Source organism: Geodermatophilus sp. SYSU D00700, from assembly GCF_054050255.1.
Map to the genome: position 1 here is coordinate 274,430 of NZ_JBJGZA010000001.1, position 16,687 is coordinate 291,116.

17 protein-coding genes are annotated in these 16,687 nt (G+C 75.2%); 4 read left to right on the top strand and 13 right to left on the bottom strand.

Annotated features, from left to right (window positions below; translation table 11 throughout):
- Positions 1–2: 2 nt before the first annotated feature.
- From fabI to ACI79V_RS01320, 4 genes are all read right to left on the bottom strand, one after another.
- Complete coding sequence (fabI, locus tag ACI79V_RS01305; RefSeq protein ID WP_456886103.1) at positions 3–773, bottom strand: enoyl-ACP reductase FabI; 771 nt, start codon at positions 771–773, stop codon at positions 3–5.
- Positions 773–1,477: a 3-oxoacyl-[acyl-carrier-protein] reductase gene (fabG, locus tag ACI79V_RS01310; RefSeq protein WP_456886105.1), complete on the bottom strand. Its 705-nt coding sequence runs from the start codon at positions 1,475–1,477 to the stop codon at positions 773–775. The genes fabI and fabG overlap by 1 nt, the downstream gene beginning before the upstream one ends.
- A gap of 76 nt (positions 1,478–1,553) precedes the next feature.
- On the bottom strand, positions 1,554–1,907 hold the full coding sequence (locus ACI79V_RS01315) for a nuclear transport factor 2 family protein (RefSeq protein ID WP_456886107.1): 354 nt from the start codon (positions 1,905–1,907) through the stop codon (positions 1,554–1,556).
- Complete coding sequence (locus ACI79V_RS01320) at positions 1,904–2,884, bottom strand: patatin-like phospholipase family protein (RefSeq protein WP_456886109.1); 981 nt, start codon at positions 2,882–2,884, stop codon at positions 1,904–1,906. The genes ACI79V_RS01315 and ACI79V_RS01320 overlap by 4 nt, the downstream gene beginning before the upstream one ends.
- Positions 2,885–2,953: 69 nt before the next feature.
- On the opposite strand from ACI79V_RS01320, the gene ACI79V_RS01325 reads away from it, so the two are divergent.
- Positions 2,954–3,157, top strand: a complete 204-nt coding sequence (locus tag ACI79V_RS01325; RefSeq protein WP_456886111.1) for a zinc-ribbon domain-containing protein — start codon at positions 2,954–2,956, stop codon at positions 3,155–3,157.
- A gap of 24 nt (positions 3,158–3,181) precedes the next feature.
- Here the strand turns inward: ACI79V_RS01325 and ACI79V_RS01330 are convergent, their stop codons facing one another.
- The 3 genes from ACI79V_RS01330 to serA form a co-directional block, all read right to left on the bottom strand.
- Positions 3,182–3,574: a nuclear transport factor 2 family protein gene (locus ACI79V_RS01330; protein WP_456886113.1), complete on the bottom strand. Its 393-nt coding sequence runs from the start codon at positions 3,572–3,574 to the stop codon at positions 3,182–3,184.
- Between the two features lie 145 nt (positions 3,575–3,719).
- Complete coding sequence (locus ACI79V_RS01335; protein ID WP_456886116.1) at positions 3,720–4,940, bottom strand: 3-deoxy-7-phosphoheptulonate synthase; 1,221 nt, start codon at positions 4,938–4,940, stop codon at positions 3,720–3,722.
- Positions 4,930–6,141, bottom strand: coding sequence for a phosphoglycerate dehydrogenase (gene serA / locus ACI79V_RS01340; RefSeq protein WP_456886118.1), 1,212 nt, complete (start codon positions 6,139–6,141; stop codon positions 4,930–4,932). Before serA ends, ACI79V_RS01335 begins: the two co-directional genes overlap by 11 nt.
- A 173-nt stretch (positions 6,142–6,314) precedes the next feature.
- Between serA and ACI79V_RS01345 the strand changes: the two genes are divergently transcribed.
- The gene (locus ACI79V_RS01345) at positions 6,315–7,289 is read left to right on the top strand and encodes a quinone oxidoreductase family protein (RefSeq protein ID WP_456886120.1); all 975 of its coding nucleotides are present in this window, start codon (positions 6,315–6,317) and stop codon (positions 7,287–7,289) included.
- Between the two features lie 42 nt (positions 7,290–7,331).
- Here ACI79V_RS01345 and ACI79V_RS01350 read toward each other — a convergent pair whose 3' ends face one another.
- The gene (locus tag ACI79V_RS01350; protein WP_456886121.1) at positions 7,332–8,180 is read right to left on the bottom strand and encodes a mycofactocin-coupled SDR family oxidoreductase; all 849 of its coding nucleotides are present in this window, start codon (positions 8,178–8,180) and stop codon (positions 7,332–7,334) included.
- A 288-nt stretch (positions 8,181–8,468) separates the two neighbouring features.
- Here ACI79V_RS01350 and ACI79V_RS01355 point away from each other — a divergent pair, with 288 nt between their 5' ends.
- Together ACI79V_RS01355 and ACI79V_RS01360 are read left to right on the top strand one after the other, a co-directional pair.
- On the top strand, positions 8,469–9,095 hold the full coding sequence (locus tag ACI79V_RS01355) for a hypothetical protein (protein ID WP_456886123.1): 627 nt from the start codon (positions 8,469–8,471) through the stop codon (positions 9,093–9,095).
- Positions 9,092–10,576, top strand: a complete 1,485-nt coding sequence (locus tag ACI79V_RS01360) for a glycosyltransferase family 2 protein (protein ID WP_456886125.1) — start codon at positions 9,092–9,094, stop codon at positions 10,574–10,576. The genes ACI79V_RS01355 and ACI79V_RS01360 overlap by 4 nt, the downstream gene beginning before the upstream one ends.
- A 69-nt stretch (positions 10,577–10,645) precedes the next feature.
- Here the strand turns inward: ACI79V_RS01360 and ACI79V_RS01365 are convergent, their stop codons facing one another.
- From ACI79V_RS01365 to ACI79V_RS01385, 5 genes are all read right to left on the bottom strand, one after another.
- Positions 10,646–11,389, bottom strand: a complete 744-nt coding sequence (locus ACI79V_RS01365; RefSeq protein WP_456886128.1) for an SDR family NAD(P)-dependent oxidoreductase — start codon at positions 11,387–11,389, stop codon at positions 10,646–10,648.
- A gap of 1 nt (position 11,390) precedes the next feature.
- A complete protein-coding gene (locus ACI79V_RS01370; protein ID WP_456874173.1) occupies positions 11,391–12,350 on the bottom strand; it encodes a VWA domain-containing protein in 960 nt (319 codons plus the stop codon).
- Positions 12,351–12,378: 28 nt separating this feature from the next.
- Positions 12,379–13,422: a DUF58 domain-containing protein gene (locus ACI79V_RS01375; protein WP_456886130.1), complete on the bottom strand. Its 1,044-nt coding sequence runs from the start codon at positions 13,420–13,422 to the stop codon at positions 12,379–12,381.
- Positions 13,419–14,720 (bottom strand): AAA family ATPase, encoded by a 1,302-nt coding sequence (locus ACI79V_RS01380; RefSeq protein WP_456886132.1) that lies wholly within the window; start codon positions 14,718–14,720, stop codon positions 13,419–13,421. Before ACI79V_RS01380 ends, ACI79V_RS01375 begins: the two co-directional genes overlap by 4 nt.
- A 372-nt stretch (positions 14,721–15,092) precedes the next feature.
- Positions 15,093–16,574, bottom strand: coding sequence for a C40 family peptidase (locus ACI79V_RS01385; RefSeq protein ID WP_456886134.1), 1,482 nt, complete (start codon positions 16,572–16,574; stop codon positions 15,093–15,095).
- Between the last annotated feature and the right edge of the window lie 113 nt (positions 16,575–16,687).

A 16,687-nucleotide genomic window follows, 5' to 3' on the forward strand; every position in this document is an offset into this window, starting at 1 on the left:
GCTCACACGCCGACGGCGTGGAAGCCCCCGTCGACGTGGACGATCTCGCCGGTGGTGGCCGGGAACCAGTCCGACAGCAGCGCGACGACGGCCTTGCCGGCGGGCTCGGTGTCGGTGACCGACCAGCCCAGCGGCGCGCGGCCCTCCCACGCCTCCTCGAACTGGGCGCTGCCGGGGATCGCCTTCATCGCCATGCTGCGCAGCGGGCCGGCGGCGACGATGTTGGACCGCACGCCGTCGGGGCCGAGCTCGCGGGCCACGTAACGGCTGACCGACTCCAGGGCCGCCTTGGCCGCGCCCATCCAGCCGTAGACCGGCCAGGCGACGGAGGCGTCGAAGGTGAGGCCGACGACCGAGGACGGGTTCGCCAGCAGCGGGCGGCAGGCCTGGGTCAGCGAGGCGTAGGACCACGACGACACCTGGAACGCCGTCGCGGCGTGCCCCCAGGAGACCTCGGGGAAGCCCTCCCCCATCGCCTCCTGCGGGGCGAAGCCGATCGAGTGGACGACGCCGTCGAGGGTGTCGAAGCCCTGCTCGCGCAGCCGGTCGGCCAGCGTGGCCAGGTGCTCGGTGTCGGTCACGTCGAGCTCGACGACCGGTGCCTCCTGCGGCAGCCGCTTGGCGATCCGCTGGCACAGCGACAGGGCGCGGCCGAAGTTGGACAGCACGACGGTGGCGCCCTGCTCCTGCGCGATCCGGGCGGTCGCGTACGCGATCGACGCCTCCGTGAGCACGCCGGTGACCAGGACCTTCTTGCCCTCGAGAATCCCCATCAGTGCCCCATCCCCAGTCCGCCGTCGACCGGGACGACCGCCCCGGTGACGTATCCGGCCGCGTCGCTCGCGAGGAAGCGGACGACGGCGGCGATCTCGTCGGCCTCGGCGTACCGGTTCAGCGGCACCTGCCCGAGGATCTCCTGCTGCCGCTTCTCCGGCAGCTCCGCGGTCATGTCGGTGCGCACGAACCCGGGCGCGACGACGTTCGCGGTGACGTTGCGGCTGCCGAGCTCGCGGGCGATCGAGCGGGCCAGGCCGACGAGGCCGGCCTTGCTCGCGGCGTAGTTGGTCTGGCCGGCCGAGCCGAGCAGCCCGACGACCGAGCTGACGAACACCATGCGGCCCTTGCGCGCGCGGACCATCTTCGGCGTCGCCCGCTTGGCGACCCGGTAGGCGGCGGTGAGGTTGGCGTCGAGGACGTCGGTGAAGTCGTCCTCCTTCATCCGCATGAGCAGCCCGTCGCGGGTGATGCCGGCGTTGCTGACCAGCACCTCGACCGGGCCCTGGTGCTCCTCGACCTCGGTGAACGCGCGGTCGACGGCCTCGGCGTCGGTGACGTCGCACTGCACGCCGAACAACCCCTCGGGGGCGCCGCTGCCACGGTGGGTGACGGCCACCGCGTCGCCCTGCTCGGCGAAGGACCGGGCGATGGCCAGCCCGATCCCCCGGTTGCCGCCGGTCACCAGCACCGACCTGGCCACGTGCACCCCCTGTCCGAGGACCTCGTCCGGCGTCCAACCTAGTTGGACCGCTCCGGTCCCACCCGGCCGCGGGTGGTCAGCCGGGCGTCTGCAGCTCGACGTCGTAGGAGGTGATGGTCGAGAGCGCCCCGCCGCGGAACTCGTAGACGTCGCAGGAGGCCACCACCGACGTGCCGCCGCGGTCGGTGTAGCGGGCGACGGTGTCCACGGCCGCGGCGTCGCCGTCGGCCACCACGACGAAGCGGGTGAACTCCACGTCGGTGGCCGCGAGCGCGGCGAGGGTCTCCTCGCACGCGTCGACCACGGCCTGCCGGCCGACGAACTGCCGGGTGCCGACGGCGGTCCAGACGACGTCGGGGGCCAGGGCCGCGTAGACCTCGCGGAAGCGGTGCCGGCTGAAGGCCTCGGCGACCTCACGGGGTGCGGTCACGGCGCCCTCCGCGTCGCGGCCTCGCGCACCAGCGCGGCCACCTCGGGCGTCGCGGCGTGGGCGCCGGCCTGGATGAACGACTGCTGGATGACCTCGTCGAGGCGGTTGCGCGACATCATGTCCGCGCCCATCGCCTCCTGTTCGGTGGCGCCCGGCGTGAAGACCGCGGTCCGGATGCCGGCGGTGTGCAGGGCCCGCACCTCACGGTCGAGCACCCGCTGCGAGAAGCGGCGCACGGCGGCGGTGACGTCGGGCCGCCAGCCCGGCGACCCGCTCATCGGGGCGACGACGAGCACGAGGCCGACGCCGGCGTTGCGCATCACCGCGGCGTTGGTCGCGGAGTGCACGCCGCCGTCGACGTAGGCGTGCCGGCCGATGCGCACCGGGGCGAAGTACCCGGGCACCGCGCAGGAGGCGGCGACGGCCAGGTGCAGCGGCGCCGGCGGTGCCCCCGGGCGGCCGAAGACGACCCGGCGCCCGTCCCGGCGGCGCACCGCGGTGATCCAGAGGTCACGCTCGGGCCACCCGGGCCCCTCGACCTCGCGCAGGGCGGCCAGCTGCTCGACGACGTCGTGCTGCCCCGGCGCGAGCAGCGTCATGGCGGCGGCCATCGGGTTGAACCGCAGCGGCCGGGCCACCGCCCGGGCGATCAGGTGCGGGCCGGGCAGCCGCAGCGGCCGGCGCAGCACCTCCAGCGGCCGGAAGGGCGCCAGCTCGGGCACGACGGTCGCGGCCATGGTCTTGAGCACGTCGTCGTCGCCGGACAGCGGCGCCTTGACCGTCCAGGCCGCGAGGTCCTCGGCGGAGACCCCGGCCCGCAGCAGGGTGCCGGTGATCGACCCGGCCGAGGTCCCGACGACGACGTCGACGCCGCGGGCGTCGAACCCGAAGTCGTGCTGGAGGACCGCGAGGACGCCGGCGTGGTAGGCCTGACCGACGACGCCGCCCCCGCCCAGCACCAACCCCACCCTGACCACGGAACGAGGGTGCCACGGGCCTGGTCCGCAGGCCCGGCGGGGCGGGCCTGCGCTGCCTACGCTGACCCGGTGTTCCTCCTCTTCGGGTTCGGCACGAAGCAGCAGCACCTCGGCCCCGGGCAGCTGCGGACCTGCCCGCGCTGCTCCCACACCACGGTGTGGTCGCGGATCCGCCAGTTCCGGCAGTTCAGCGTGTTCTTCGTGCCCGTCCTGCGCTGGCGCCGGCAGCACCTCGAGGTCTGCGGCGTCTGCGGCACCGCCGTCGCGGTCTGAGCCGGCCGCGGGCTCCCGGCCCGCTCAGTCCGACCAGAACGCGTCGAAGGCCTCGGCGTCGAGGTGGCCCTCCCACACCTCGGACAGGCGGCCGTCCCGGACGTGCCCGATGAGCGCCAGGCGGGCCTCCAGGGAGCGCCCCGCCCGCTGCCCCCGCTCGGTGTGCAGCCCGACGACGTGCTCGTCGCCGGCGACCACGTCGTGGAGGTCCGACCGGAAGGTGCCCTCGGTCAGCGCCGCCAGGCGGCCGAAGAGAGCCACCACCTCGTCGAACCCCTTGTAGTCACCGGCGAGGACGTTGCGGCCCGGCACGTGCCAGACCAGCTCGGGGTGGAACAGGCGCCGGAGCGTCTCGACGTCGCCTGCGGCTGCTGCTGCGTAGAGGTCCCGGAGCAGGACCTCGTTCGGGTGTGGCACGACCGCCTCCTGGCCTCCCGTCGGGCTGGGCGGCCGATGCTGCTCCCAGCCGGGGACGGGAGCGAGGGGTGTGCGTACCGGTACTCCGGAGTCGGGCGCGTGCGCACGGTGCGTCACCGGCCGTGCCCGCGCCGGCACGAGCCGGTCAGCCCGTGGTCCGCCGGGCCCGGACGGCCTCGGCCAGCTCGGCGAGCACGGCCTCGGTCGTCGCGGGGTCGATGCAGGCGTCGGTGACGCTCACGCCGTGGGCCAGCCGCTCGGGGTGCCGCTGGTCGAGGTCCTGCCGGCCCTCCACCAGGTTGCTCTCGACCATGACGCCGCGGATGGCCCGCTCCCCGCCGGCCACCTGCCCGGCGAGGTCGCGCACCACCGCGGGCTGGCGCCGGTGGTCCTTCTGGCTGTTGCCGTGCGAGGCGTCGACGACGAGCACCTCCGGCAGTCCCCGCTCGGCCAGCCTGCGCCGCGTGTCGGCGACGTGCGCGGACGAGTAGTTGGGGCCGTGGCGGTCGCCGCGCAGGATGACGTGGGCGGTGTCGTTCCCGGTCGTCGACAGCTGCGCCGACACCCCGTGCGGGTCGACGCCGAGGAACTCGTGCGGGGCCCGCGCGGTGAGCACGGCCGAGATCGCGGCGTCGATGCTCCCCTCGGGCGAGTTCTTGAAGCCGACGACCGACGAGAAGCCCGACACCCGCTCCCGGGCGGTCTGGTCGGTGACGTTGCGGGCGCCGACGCCGTTGTAGGTGACCAGGCCGTTGACGTACTGCGGGGTCAGCGCGTTCAGCGGCTCGGCCGCCACCGGGACGCCGAGGCCGGTGATCGCGATCATCAGCATCCGGGTGGCGACCAGCCCGACGCTGATCCGGCTGGACCCGTCGAGGAAGGGGTCGTAGGCGAACCCCTTCCAGTCGACCTCCGTCCGCGGCTTCTCGGTGTAGGTCCGCATGAGGATCTCGAGGTCCGCGCCGTGCCGCTCGCGCATCCGGGCGAGGAAGCCGGCGTACACCAACGCCGCCTCGGGGTCGTGGATCGAGCAGGGGCCGGCGATCACGGCGAGGCGGTCGTCGCGGCCGGTGACGATGTCGGTGACCGCGCGGCGCCCGGCGGCGGTGGTCGCGGCGGAGGCGGCCGACAGCGGCAGCACCGTCGCGACCGACGCCGGGGTGACGACCACGCTCAGGCCGGTGATCCGCGTGTTGACCAGCCCGGAGACGTCGGCGCCGTCGGCCGGCCGGACGCCGAGCCGCTCGAGCACGCCGGGCAGCAGCGCACCGAGCGCGGCGTCGATCTGCCCGTTGACCTGCGTCTGCACCTCGACCAGGAGGTCGGCGACCCGGGTCGCCGCGTCCAGGATCCGCTCAGCCGGCACGGGACTGGCCGAACGTCGTCATGCGGACCGTCTCGGGCAGTGCCTGCAGCGCGGCGTGCAGGGTCGGGGGCAGCTCGCCGTTGACGTCGGTGACGACGTAGCCGAGCTCGCCGCGGGTGGCCAGCACCTGGCCGTCCACGTTGAGGCCGTGCTCGCCGACCAGCGCGTCGACCCGGGCCATGACGCCGGGCACGTTGCGGTGCAGCAGCGCGAACCGCGCCGCCGAGGACCCGTGCAGCGCCACCGCGGGCAGGTTGACGCTCAGCGTCGTCGTCCCGGTGCGGGTGTAGTCGGCCAGCTTGCCGGCGACGAAGCGGCCGATGTCGTACTGGGCCTCCTGGGTCGACCCGCCGACGTGCGGGGTGAGGATGACGTTGGGCAGCCCGCGCAGCACCGAGTCGAACGGGTCGCCCTGCTCCTTGGGCTCGTCGGGGAACACGTCGACGGCGGCCCCGGCGATGTGCCCGCTGAGGACGTGCTCGCGCAACGCCTGGTGGTCGACGACGAAGCCGCGGGAGAGGTTGAGGAAGAGGCTGCGCCGGCGCATCCGGGCGAACTGCTCGGCGCCGAACAGGCCCGCGTTGCCGGCCCGCCCGTCGACGTGCAGCGTCACCGTCTCCGCCCGCTCGAGCAGCTCCTCCAGGCTGCCGCAGGCCTCGGCGTTGCCGAGCGCGAGCTTGTCCTCGAGGTCGTAGAAGAGCACCCGCATGCCCAGCGCCTCGGCGAGCACCGACAACTGGCTGCCGATGTTGCCGTAGCCGACGATGCCCAGGGTCCGGCCGCGGATCTCGTGGCTGCCGGTCGCCGACTTGTCCCACACCCCGTCGTGCAGGGCGCGGTCCCGGTCGGTGAGCCGCCGGGCGAGGCTGATGATCTCCGCGATGGCCAGCTCGACGACGCTGCGGGTGTTGGAGTACGGCGCGTTGAACACCGCGACGCCGGCCGCGGCCGCCGCGGGCAGGTCGATCTGGTTGGTGCCGATGCAGAAGGCGCCCACCGCCGCGAGCGCCGGGCAGCTCTCCACGACCTTCCTGGTCACCTGCGTCTTCGACCGGATGCCGAGCAGGTCGACGCCGTCGAGGGCGGCGACCAGGTCGGCCTCGTCGAGCGCGCCCCGCAGGGACTCCACCTCGTAACCGGCCGAGGACAGCAGTTCCACCGCCACCGGGTCGATGTTCTCCAGCAGCAGGGCTCTGGGCATGTCGGACTCGTCCTCCCTCAGACAACGCGACTGCCCATGCTCCCAGGCCCGGCCGCGCCGCCGGTGGGGGCCGGCCGGACCGCACCCCCTTCGGGCGGGCCAGCGCGGACCGTCGGCGCCTGCCGATCGATGCCGTCGGGGCCCCGCCCGCCGCACGACCTAGCCTCAGCCGCATGCGTGCCGTGCAGATCACCCGCTTCGGCGGCCCCGAGGTCCTCGACGTCGTCGACCTCCCCGACCCCGTCCCCGGCGACGGCCAGCAGCTCTACGAGGTGTCGTCGGCGGGGGTGAACTACGCCGACACCCACCAGACCGAGGACAGCTACCTGGCTCCGCAGCAGCTGCCGCTGGTCCCCGGGGCCGAGTTCGTGGGCCGCCCGGCCGGCGGCGGGGAGCGGGTGGTCGGGCTGCTCGAGGGCAGCGGTGGCTACGCCGAGAAGGTGGTCGCCAACCCGCGGCTGACCTGGCCGGTGCCCGACGGCGTCACCGACGAGCAGGCCCTCGCCCTCGTGCTGCAGGGCACCACCGCCTGGCACCTGCTGCGCACCAGCGCCCACCTGGCCGCCGGGGAGTCGGTGGTCGTGATCGCCGGCGCCGGCGGGGTCGGCTCGCTGGCGGTCCAGTTGGCGAAGCGCTGGGGCGCGGGCCGGGTGATCGCCACCGCGTCGAGCGCGGAGAAGCGCGCGCTGACCGAGGAGCTCGGCGCCGACGCCAGCGTCGACCCCGCCCTCGCCGACGACGACCCCAAGGCGTTCGCCGCCGCGCTGCGCGAGGCCAACGGCGGCAAGCGGGTCGACGTCGTCCTGGAGATGACCGGCGGCAACGTCTTCGACGGCGCGTTCTCCGCCCTGGCGCCCTTCGGCCGGCTCGTGGCATACGGCATGGCCGGCCGGCGCCCGCCGAAGCCGGTGCAGGCGCCGGCGCTCATGGGCACCAGCCGGGCGGTCGTCGGCTTCTGGCTGGCGCACTGCTTCGGCCGGCCGGCCATGCTCGACGAGGCGATGGGCGAGATGCTGCCGCTGGTCGCCGACGGCGCCCTGAAGCCGGTCGGCGGCGGCCGTTTCCCGCTGACCGCCGTCCGCGAGGCGCACCAGGACCTGCTCGCCCGCCGCACCACCGGCAAGCTCGTCCTCGACCCCACCCGCTGACGCCCGCGGGTGCCGGGGCCCCTCCCCGGCACCCGCGCCCCGTCAGCCCTGGGTCGGGATCTTGTACGGCGCTGTCGCTCCGGCGTCGATCATCATCGTCGTGCCCGTGACGTAGCGGGACTCGTCGGAGGCCAGGTACAGGACGGCGTTGCTGATGTCGACCGCCTCCACCCAGGGCACCGGCAGGGCGTTGAGCGGCCGGAACGCCTGCTCCGCCTCCTCGCGGCTGAGGTCCTGCCGCCCGGTGAACAGCTCGTAGCTCGCCGGGTTCTGCACCATCGGTGTGTCCACGGTCGTGGGGTGCACCGAGTTGACCCGGATCCGGTGTGGCGCCAGCTCGACGGCGAGCGCACGCATGAGCCCCACGACCCCGTGCTTGGCGGCGGTGTAGTGCGCCAGGTTGGGGAAGGCGATCACCCCGGCCGTGGAGCTGGTCAGGACGACCGAGCCCCCCTCGCCCCGCTCCACCATCGACGGCACCGCCGCTTTGACCGTCTTCCACACGCCGGTCAGGTTGACGTCGACGACGTCCTGCCACTGCTCCTCGGTGAGCTCGAGGGCGGGGGCGTAGCTGCCGATCCCGGCGTTGGCGCAGACGACGTCGACGCGCCCGAACTGGGACAGCCCCTCGTCGACGACGCGCTGCAGCGAGCCGAGGTCGCGGACGTCGGCCTGCTGGGCGACGATCCGCCGGTCGAGCGCCTCGACCGCCTTGACCGTCTCCTGCAGGTCGGCCTCGGTCGCGCCCGGGGAGGGCACCGTGGCGATGTCCTGGCAGATGTCCACCGCGATGATGTCGGCACCCTCCTCCGCCAGCCGGATGGCATGGGCGCGACCCTGCCCGCGTGCGGCACCGGTGATGAAGGCGACCTTCCCCTCGACCCGTCCCACGGTGACCCCCTCCGTCGCGGGGTGCACCCCGGTGGCCACCCCGGTGCCGGATCACTGTGATCCGGAGCGCACAGGAGGTCAAGGACCCTCCTGCCGTGCGGAGGAGCGAATGCGCCGGGAGGCCGCACCTCTCGCCGCAGGGGCCTCCCCCCCAGGGGTCACGGGGTCTCGCCCGGTCCCCGTCACCGTCCCTAACGTCCCCGGTGACCACTGCTGGGGGTGTGCAACGGCGCCCGGTCCCCGGTGATCACCCGATCGCTCGCTCCTGGGGAGACCGTGTCCCGATCCATGCCCCGATCCCGCGCTGCCGTGTTCACGCTCGGCGCCGCACTGCTCACCGGACTGACCGGCTGCGAGTGGCCCGACGTCAGCATGAGCCCGGGCCTCAGCGCCGAGGCCGCCGAGACCACCGAGGCCGAGCCGGCCGCCGACGAGGACGACGCCGCCACGGCCGCGGCGACGACGTCCGCGGCCGCCCGCCCGGCCGGCGACCTCGACAGCGGCTCGCTCACCCGCACGCTGCCGGCCGGTGACCGCACCGTCGTCGTCGACTACTGGACCGACCAACAGGCCACGACCTGGACCGCCGGGGACGACAAGACCATCCAGCTCTCGGCGCACGTCGAGGGCGGGGACGGCGACGCCGAGGTCCTGGTGACCCGCTTCGCGGCCACCACCGACGACGGCAGCACCCGCGCCCTCGCCGCCGAGGACCGCGGCGAGTTCGCGCTCACCCCGCCGTTCAGCTACACCACCGCGCTCAGCCTGCCGGGGACCGCGTCGGCCGCCGGCTCGCTCACCGTCTCGGTCCAGTTCGACCTGCTGGTCGAGACCGAGCCCGGCGCGGAGCGCTACTTCCGCCAGACCGTGCTCGACACCCTCGAGCTGCCGCTCCTGCAGGAGGACCCCTCGTGACCCAGCTCGTCGTCCACGGCAACCGGCGCGCCACCGACCGCGCGCACCTGCTGGCCCGCGGCGGCCAGGAGATCCCCGACATCAGCTCGCTGGTGCCGGCCGAGTTCGGCGGCTCCGAGGCCCGCGACCAGCAGCCGCGGCACGCCACGATCAGCTGCGTCATCCCGGCGTACAACGAGGAGTCGACGATCGCCGACGTCCTCACCTCGCTGCTGGCCCAGACCCGGCCGCCGGACGTCATCCACGTCGTCATCAACAACACCGACGACGACACCCCGGAGATCGCCGGGCAGTTCGCCGGCGAGCACACCCGCGTGGTCAAGGGCGAGAGCTACCGGACCGTCGTGCACGTGCACGACATCGGCGAGAACCCCGACAAGAAGGTCGGCGCCCTCAACTACGGCTACTTCGTCAGCCGCGGCCACGACTACATCCTCGGCGTCGACGGCGACACCACCCTCGACCGGCGCTGCGTGGAGTGGCTGGAGAAGGAGATGGTCACCGACCCGCGCATCGGCGGCCTGTCGGCGATCTACACCTTCGACAAGTCGAGGGTCCACGGCGCGATGGCGCGGTTCCTCGTCGCCGGCCAGCGCGCGCAGTTCGCCGGTTTCAACATGGACAACCTGGTCCGCGGCCGGAACATGGCCGTGCTCGGCGGCCAGTGCAGCCTGTTCAGCGTCCGCGCGCTCGAGACGGTCATGTACCGCCACCACCAGTCCGCGCCGTGGGTGCGCGACTCGGAGGTCGAGGACTCCAAGCTCTCGCTGCAGATCAAGGACGCCGGCTTCAGCACCAAGATCAGCGCGCGGGCCCGGGCCTTCGTCGGCCCGATGACCACCCTGCGGGCGCTGCACGGCCAGCAGGTGAAGTGGAACTTCGGCGGCATCGACCTGCTCTGGCCCGGCCAGCGCGGCGACAGCAAGGGCCAGCCGCTGCACCCGAACCTGCGGCTGCGCTGGTACGAGAACATCTCGATGGTCTTCAACATCGGCGCGCGGATGGGCTTCCTGCTGCTCCTTGCCGCGGCGCTGTCGATCGACGCCTTCGTGTTCAACCCGGTCTGGCTGATCCCGCCGGCGGTGGCGACGCTGCTCAACCTGCGGATCGCGCTGTCGATGCACGACACGAGCGCCAGCGACATCTTCTACGCGCTGCTGGTGGCGCCCGCCGAGCTCTACATGTGGGTCCGCATGGGGCACTTCCTCACCGCGTGGGTGCAGTTCTTCGCCCGGGTGGAGAAGGACAACTGGGCGGCGCAGGCGGCGGCCGAGCGGGGCCGCGGGTCGGCCTACGTCATGCCGGCGGTCTGCGCGGCGGCCACCTTCGTCGTGCTGATCTTCGCCTGGAGCCAGCAGAGCATCGGCGTGCAGTCGGCGATCCTGTCGATCGGCTGGCCGGTGCTCTACCTGCTCACCGTCCTGCAGACGATCTTCATGCTGCGGAAGCTGGTCCGCCGCCAGCGCGGTTTCACCGTCTGAGGCCACCGCTGCGCAGCACGGGCCGCCGGGGACGACGCCGTCCCCGGCGGCCCGTCGTCGTCCGCGGGCTCAGCGCGCCTCGGGGTCGGGGCCGTTGACCGCCCGGCCGCCGTCGACGGGCAGGACGGCGCCGGTGACGAAGGCCGCCGCCGGGGACAGCAGGAAGGCGACGACGTCGGCCACCTCGGCGGGCGCGCCGACCCGGCCCAGCGGGTGCAGCGCGGCCAGCTCGGCGTCGACACCGGGGTGCGAGGCCCGGAACTCCTCCAGCCGGTCCGTGGCGATCGTGCCCAGCGCGACGGCGTTGGCCCGGATCCCGTCGGGCCCGTGGTCGACGGCGACGGCCCGCGTCAGCCCCTCGACCGCGGCCTTCGCCGTCGCGTAGGGCAGCGCCCCGCGGACCGGCCGCTGCGCCTGGTGCGAGGACACGGTCACGATCGCCCCCGGCCGGCCGTGCGCCCGGAGGTGCCCGACGGCGGCCGAGCAGCTCGCCAGGGCCAGGGCCAGGTTCGCGGTGACCAGGTCGAGCACCTCCGCGGTGGTCGCCGAGGTGAGCGTGGCGTCGCGGAAGACCGCGGCGTTGGCCACCCAGCCGGTCAGCGGGCCGGCCTCCTCGGCCAGGGCCGCCGCGCGGTCGAGGACGGCGGGGTCGCGCGCGTCGCCGCTGACCAGCCGCACCCGGTCGTGCACCCAGCCGAGGTCGGCGGCGGTGTCGACCACGACCACCTCGCCGTCGGCGGCCAGCCGCTCGGCGATCGCCCGCCCGACGCCCTGCGCTCCGCCGGTCACCACCGACGACGGCCGGGGCGCCACGTCAGAACAGCCGTTGCAGGCGCCAGGCGGCCAGGCCCAGCCCGCCGAAGAGCAGCAGCGTGGCGATCCGCACGAACCAGTAGGACACGTCCTGCGGCTCGGTGGTGTAGCCGATCTGGCTGCCCAGGTCGTCGTAGACGGCCTCGAGCTCGGCGCGGGTGCGGGCCTCGTTGTACTGCCCGCCGGTCTCCTCGGCGATCTGCCGCAGGGCGTCGCGGTCGATGGGCACCGGGGTCACCTCGCCGCCGATCTCGATCGACCCGTAGTCGGTGCCGAACGCGATCGTCGACACCGGCACCCCGGCCGCCTGCGCCGCCGCGGTCGCCTGGGTGTTCTCCCGGCCCACGGTGTTGTAGCCGTCCGACAGCAGCAGGATCCGCGCCGGCGGCAGCTCCTCGCCCTCGCCGACGTCGAGGGTGGACTGGAAGGTGCTGATCGCGGTGAGCGAGGTGAAGATCGCCTCACCGATCGCGGTCGCCTCCGACAGCTCCAGGTTGGCGATCGCCCCGCGCACCTGGTCGCGGTCGGTCGTGGGCGTGACCAGCGTCGAGGCGGTGCCGGAGAACGACACCAGCCCGAGGTTGATCCGCTCGGGGAGGATGTCGACGAAGTCCGAGGCGGCGTCCTTCATGGCCTCGAAGCGGCTGGGCTCGATGTCCTCGGCCTGCATCGACAGCGACACGTCCAGCGCCAGCACGACGGTGGCGGTCTCCCGCGGCACCCGCACCTCGGTGCTCGGCCGGGCCAGCGACAGCACCAGGCCCAGCAGCGCGGTCAGCGTCAGGCCGAACGCGACGTGCCGCACCCACCCGGCCCGCTTGGGCAGCAGCCCGGCGGCCAGCCCGGTCTGGGAGAACCGCGCCGCGTACACCCGCCGGCGCAGCTGCATGACCACGTAGAGGACGGCCAGCGCGACGACGGGGACGAGCGCGATCAGCCACAGCGGTGACTGGAAACTCACGAGCGGACCTCTCTGGGGGTCGGGGCGGTCACCGGGAGGCCCCGCCGCTGCCCGCGCGGCGCCGGTCGGCCACGAAGCGCACGACGTCCATCAGCCAGTCGCGGTCGGTGCGCAGCTGCAGGTGCCCGGCGCCGGCGCGGCGCAGGCCCGCGGCGATCGCCCGCCGCTGCTCGGCCGCGCCCTCGGCGAAGCGGGCGCGGAACACCGGGTCCCCGGTGGGCACCTCGAGGGTCTGCCCGGACTCGGGGTCGCGCACGGTGAGCAGGCCGACGTCGGGCAGCTCCAGCTCCCGCGGGTCGACCACCTCGACGGCCAGCAGCTCGTGCCGGGCACCGAGGCCGCGCAGCGGCCGCTCCCAGTCGGTGTCGCCGAGGAAGTCGCTGACCACCACGACCAGCCCGCGGCGGCGCGGCGGGCGGCGCAGCGTCTCCAGGGCGGCGGCGAGGTCGCCGCGGCGTCCGGTGGCGGCCCGCGGGGTGGCCACCACCCCGCGCAGCAGCCGGTCGGCGGCCAGCCGGCCGGCCTGCGCCGGGTAGCGGTCCACCCGCTCCCCGGTGGTGACGACGGCGCCCAGCCGGTTGCCGCCGCGGACGGTGAGGTGGCTGACGGCGGCCAGCCCGGCGATGGCGAGGTCGCGCTTGTCGCACAGGCCGGTGCCGAAGTCGAGGCTGGCCGAGAGGTCGACCACCGCCCAGGTCTCCAGCTCCCGGTCGGCGATCGTCTCGCGGACGTGCGGCACCTGCGTGCGCGCGGTGACCGGCCAGTCCATCCGCCGGACGTCGTCGCCGGGGTGGTAGGTGCGCGAGTCGCCGGCCTCGCTGCCCGAGCCGGGCACCAGGCCGAGGTGGTCGCCCTGCAGCAGCCCGTCGAGCCGCCGCCGGACGGTCAGCTCCAGCCGCTGCAGCAGCACGTCGGCCGGGCCCTCGCCGAAGTGCGGGGGCGAGCCGTCGCCGTCCCGCGGGTCGATCCCCGAGCCCGGGGTGCCCGCGGGCGCGGGCGCCGTCGCCGTCCCCACCGCGCCGGCCGGGGCGGGGTCCGCCCCGGCCCGTGCGCGGCCGCGACGTCCGATCACGCCTGCGGGGCGCCGGGGACGTGCCCGTTGCCGCCGGGCACGCCGGCGCCGGGCTGGCCGCCCTGTGGCATCGACCCGTTCTGCGCCGGGCCGGCCGGGACGGCGCCCGGCTGGCCGGGACCGGCCTGGCCCGGGCCGCCGGGCGCGAAGCCGGGCGGGCCGTACGGCGGCAGGCCCTGCGGCGGGCCGAAGGGCGCCCCGGGCGGCGGCACCGCCGGACCGCCCGGCGCGGCGGGGCCGTAGCCGCCGGCCCGCTGGCGGGGGGTCACCTGCGGCAGCGGCACGGTCTGCAGGATCCGCTTCACCACGTGGTCCGGCGGGACGCCGTCAGCCAGCGCGTCGTAGGACAGCACCAGCCGGTGGCGCAGCACGTCGGCGGTCACGTCGAGCACGTCCTGCGGCAGCACGTAGTCGCGGCCGCGGACCAGGGCCAGCGCCCGGCCGGCCGCGATCAGGCCCAGCGAGGCGCGCGGGCTGGCGCCGTAGGACACCCACGAGGCGACGTCGTCCATGCCGTGCTCGCGCGGCTGGCGGGTGGCCACGACGAGCCGGACGACGTAGTCGACCAGCGCGTGGTGCACGAAGACCTGGGAGGCCGCGCGCTGCATGCGGCGCAGGTCCTCCGGGCCGAGGACGGTCTCGGGCACCGGCGGGGTCGACCCCATCCGGTAGATGATCTCGCGCTCCTCTTCCGGGCTCGGGTAGTCGACGAGCACCTTCATGAGGAAGCGGTCGCGCTGCGCCTCGGGCAGGGGGTAGACGCCCTCGGACTCGATCGGGTTCTGGGTGGCCAGCACGAGGAACGGGTCGGGCAGCGGGTGGGTGACGCCGCCGATGGAGACCTGCCGCTCGGCCATGACCTCCAGCAGCGCCGACTGCACCTTGGCCGGCGCGCGGTTGATCTCGTCGGTGAGCACGAAGTTGGCGAACACCGGGCCGAGCTCGGTGTCGAAGGCGTCCTGTCCGGCCTTGTAGATGCGGGTGCCCAGGATGTCGGCGGGCACGAGGTCGGGGGTGAACTGCAGCCGGGCGAACCGCCCGCCGACGACGGTGGCCAGCGTCTCGACGGCGAGGGTCTTGGCCACGCCGGGGACGCCCTCGAGGAGCACGTGCCCGCGGGCGAGCAGCGCGACCAGCATCCGCTCGACCAGGCGGTCCTGGCCGACGATGACCCGCTTGATCTCGAACAGCGCCCGTTCCAGCCGGGCGGCGTCGGCCGACGGCGGCACCGGGGCACCGGCGGCCGCGGCGGTGGCGCCGGCGGGCTTGTCGAGAGGGGTGCTGGCGGCGGTGGTCACGGGGCTCCTCGGATGCCGGTCCGCGGCCTCCCGGTCCGGATCGGGGCTCCCGGGGGGCCGGTGACGGGGCCTTCCGCCCGTCCCGGGGTCAGTGTCCCACCCGGACCTGGGTGTCCGTCCGGTCCCGCGCGGCGCCGCGCCGCCCGCCCCGTCGGCGGGACACGCCGGGCGGACGCGCCGTACCGGGGGGTGCGTCCCCCTGCCCCGGGGGTCCAACGGCTGCTAGCGTTGGCGACGCGTCGGGCAGCTCCCCCCGTGGCTGCCCGACGCCCTCATGCCCAGCCGGTGTCCGCGCCCGGCAGTGCGTCCTCCCGGCCTCCCTGCAGGGTCCCGCCGCGAGCGTGCGAGCGGTGGGGGCAGGGAGGTCCTTCGTCACGCCGTGGGGCGGACCGCCCCGAAGTACGTGCTGCCGAACCACATCGGCGCCACCTTGACCACGTCGCCGCTCTGCGGGGCGTGGACCACCTTGCCGTCGCCGATGTAGAGCGCCACGTGGTAGATCGAGGTGTAGGAGCTCCCCGAGCCCCAGAAGACCAGGTCGCCGGGGCGCAGGTCGCCGCGGGCGACGGTCTTGCCGCGGTTGTTCCACCACTGGTCGCGGCTGGTGCCGCCGATCCGGATGCCGGCCCGCGCGTAGGCGTACTCCGTCAGCCCGGAGCAGTCGAAGCCGTGGATGCCGGTGTCCGGCGGGATGCCGTAGCTCGGGCCGTTCGCGCCGCCGCCGCCCCAGCTGTAGGGCAGGCCGCGCTGGGACATCGCCGCGTCGATCGCCCGCTGCACAGCCGAGGCCGACGGGGCGCCGGCGACGGTCGACGACGGCGGCGTCGGCGTGCCCGCCGCACCCCCGGAGGACGAGCCCGACGAGGAACCCGACGAGGACGAGCCAGACGGAGCCGGAGCCGGAGCGGGAGCCGGAGCCGGAGCCGGAGCCGGGGCCGGGGCCGGGGCCGGGGCCGGAGCCGGGGCCGGAGCCGGAGCCGGAGCCGGGCGCGTCGACGGGGCGGCCTGCGGAGCGGGCGGGGCCGGGCGGGCCGGGGCGGGGGTCGCGCTGGCCGCGGCGCGCGCAGCCGCGGCGCGCGCAGCCGCGGCGGCGGCCGCAGCGGCCGCGGCCTCGGCGGCGTCCTGCTCCTGCTGGAGCTCGGTGACCTCCTGACCGGCGGCCGCGGCCTGGGCGGCCAGGGCGTCACGCTGCCCGGCGAGCGCGGCGGTCTGCTCGCGGGCGGAGAGCTCCTGGGCCTGGGCGCCCTCGAGGATCACGGCGGCCTCGGCCTGCAGCTCCTCGGCCTGCTCCGACGCGGTGTGCGCCTCCTGCTGGGCGACGGCGGCCTGCTCCTGCAGGACGACGAGCTCGCCGACGACGTCGACGCGGTGGGTGCCGGCCGCCTCGAGCAGCGCGGCCCGCTCGATGAGCTGCGCGGGGCCGCCGGAGGACAGCAGCGCGGCCGCGCCGGGCGCGGTGCTGCCCTGGATGTAGGTGTCGCGGGCGTAGGCGGCGACCTGGGCGCGCCCGGTGGCGACCTCGGCGTCGGCCCGCGCGGCGGCGGCCGCAGCCTCGTCGGCGGCGGCGCGCGCGGCCTCGTAGGCGGCCTGCGTCTCCTCGTAGTCCTGCAGCGCGATCTGCGCGTTCTGGTGCGCCTGGGCGGCGGCGGCCTCGGCCTCGGCGAGCTGCGCGCTCAGCACGCCCACCTGCGCCGAGGCGGCGTCCCGCGCGGCCTCGGCGGCGGCGATCTCCTCGTCCGTGGGCGCCGCGGCGGCGGTGCCGGGGGTCAGCCCGACGGCCAGCAGACCGGCCACGGCGGTCCCGGCGGCGCGCAGCGCCCAGCGGTGATGTCGCGTGCGCGTACCCGTACCCACGTGCCGACCCCTCCCGGTGCGCCGGCGTGCGGGCCGGGCGCGTGCTCTCCGGGCACCCGTCCGGGTGCCACCCGCACGGAGATCGACCGGCCGGGTGGCCCGGTTGAGAGCGT

Excerpts from the sequence above, each read along its gene's own strand:
- fabI (WP_456886103.1), bottom strand. The coding sequence starts at position 773 with ATGGGGATTCTCGAGGGCAAGAAGGTCCTGGTCACCGGCGTGCTCACG.
- serA (WP_456886118.1), bottom strand. The coding sequence starts at position 6,141 with ATGCCCAGAGCCCTGCTGCTGGAGAACATCGACCCGGTGGCGGTGGAA.
- ACI79V_RS01345 (WP_456886120.1), top strand. The coding sequence starts at position 6,315 with ATGCGTGCCGTGCAGATCACCCGCTTCGGCGGCCCCGAGGTCCTCGAC.
- ACI79V_RS01355 (WP_456886123.1), top strand. The coding sequence starts at position 8,469 with ATGCCCCGATCCCGCGCTGCCGTGTTCACGCTCGGCGCCGCACTGCTC.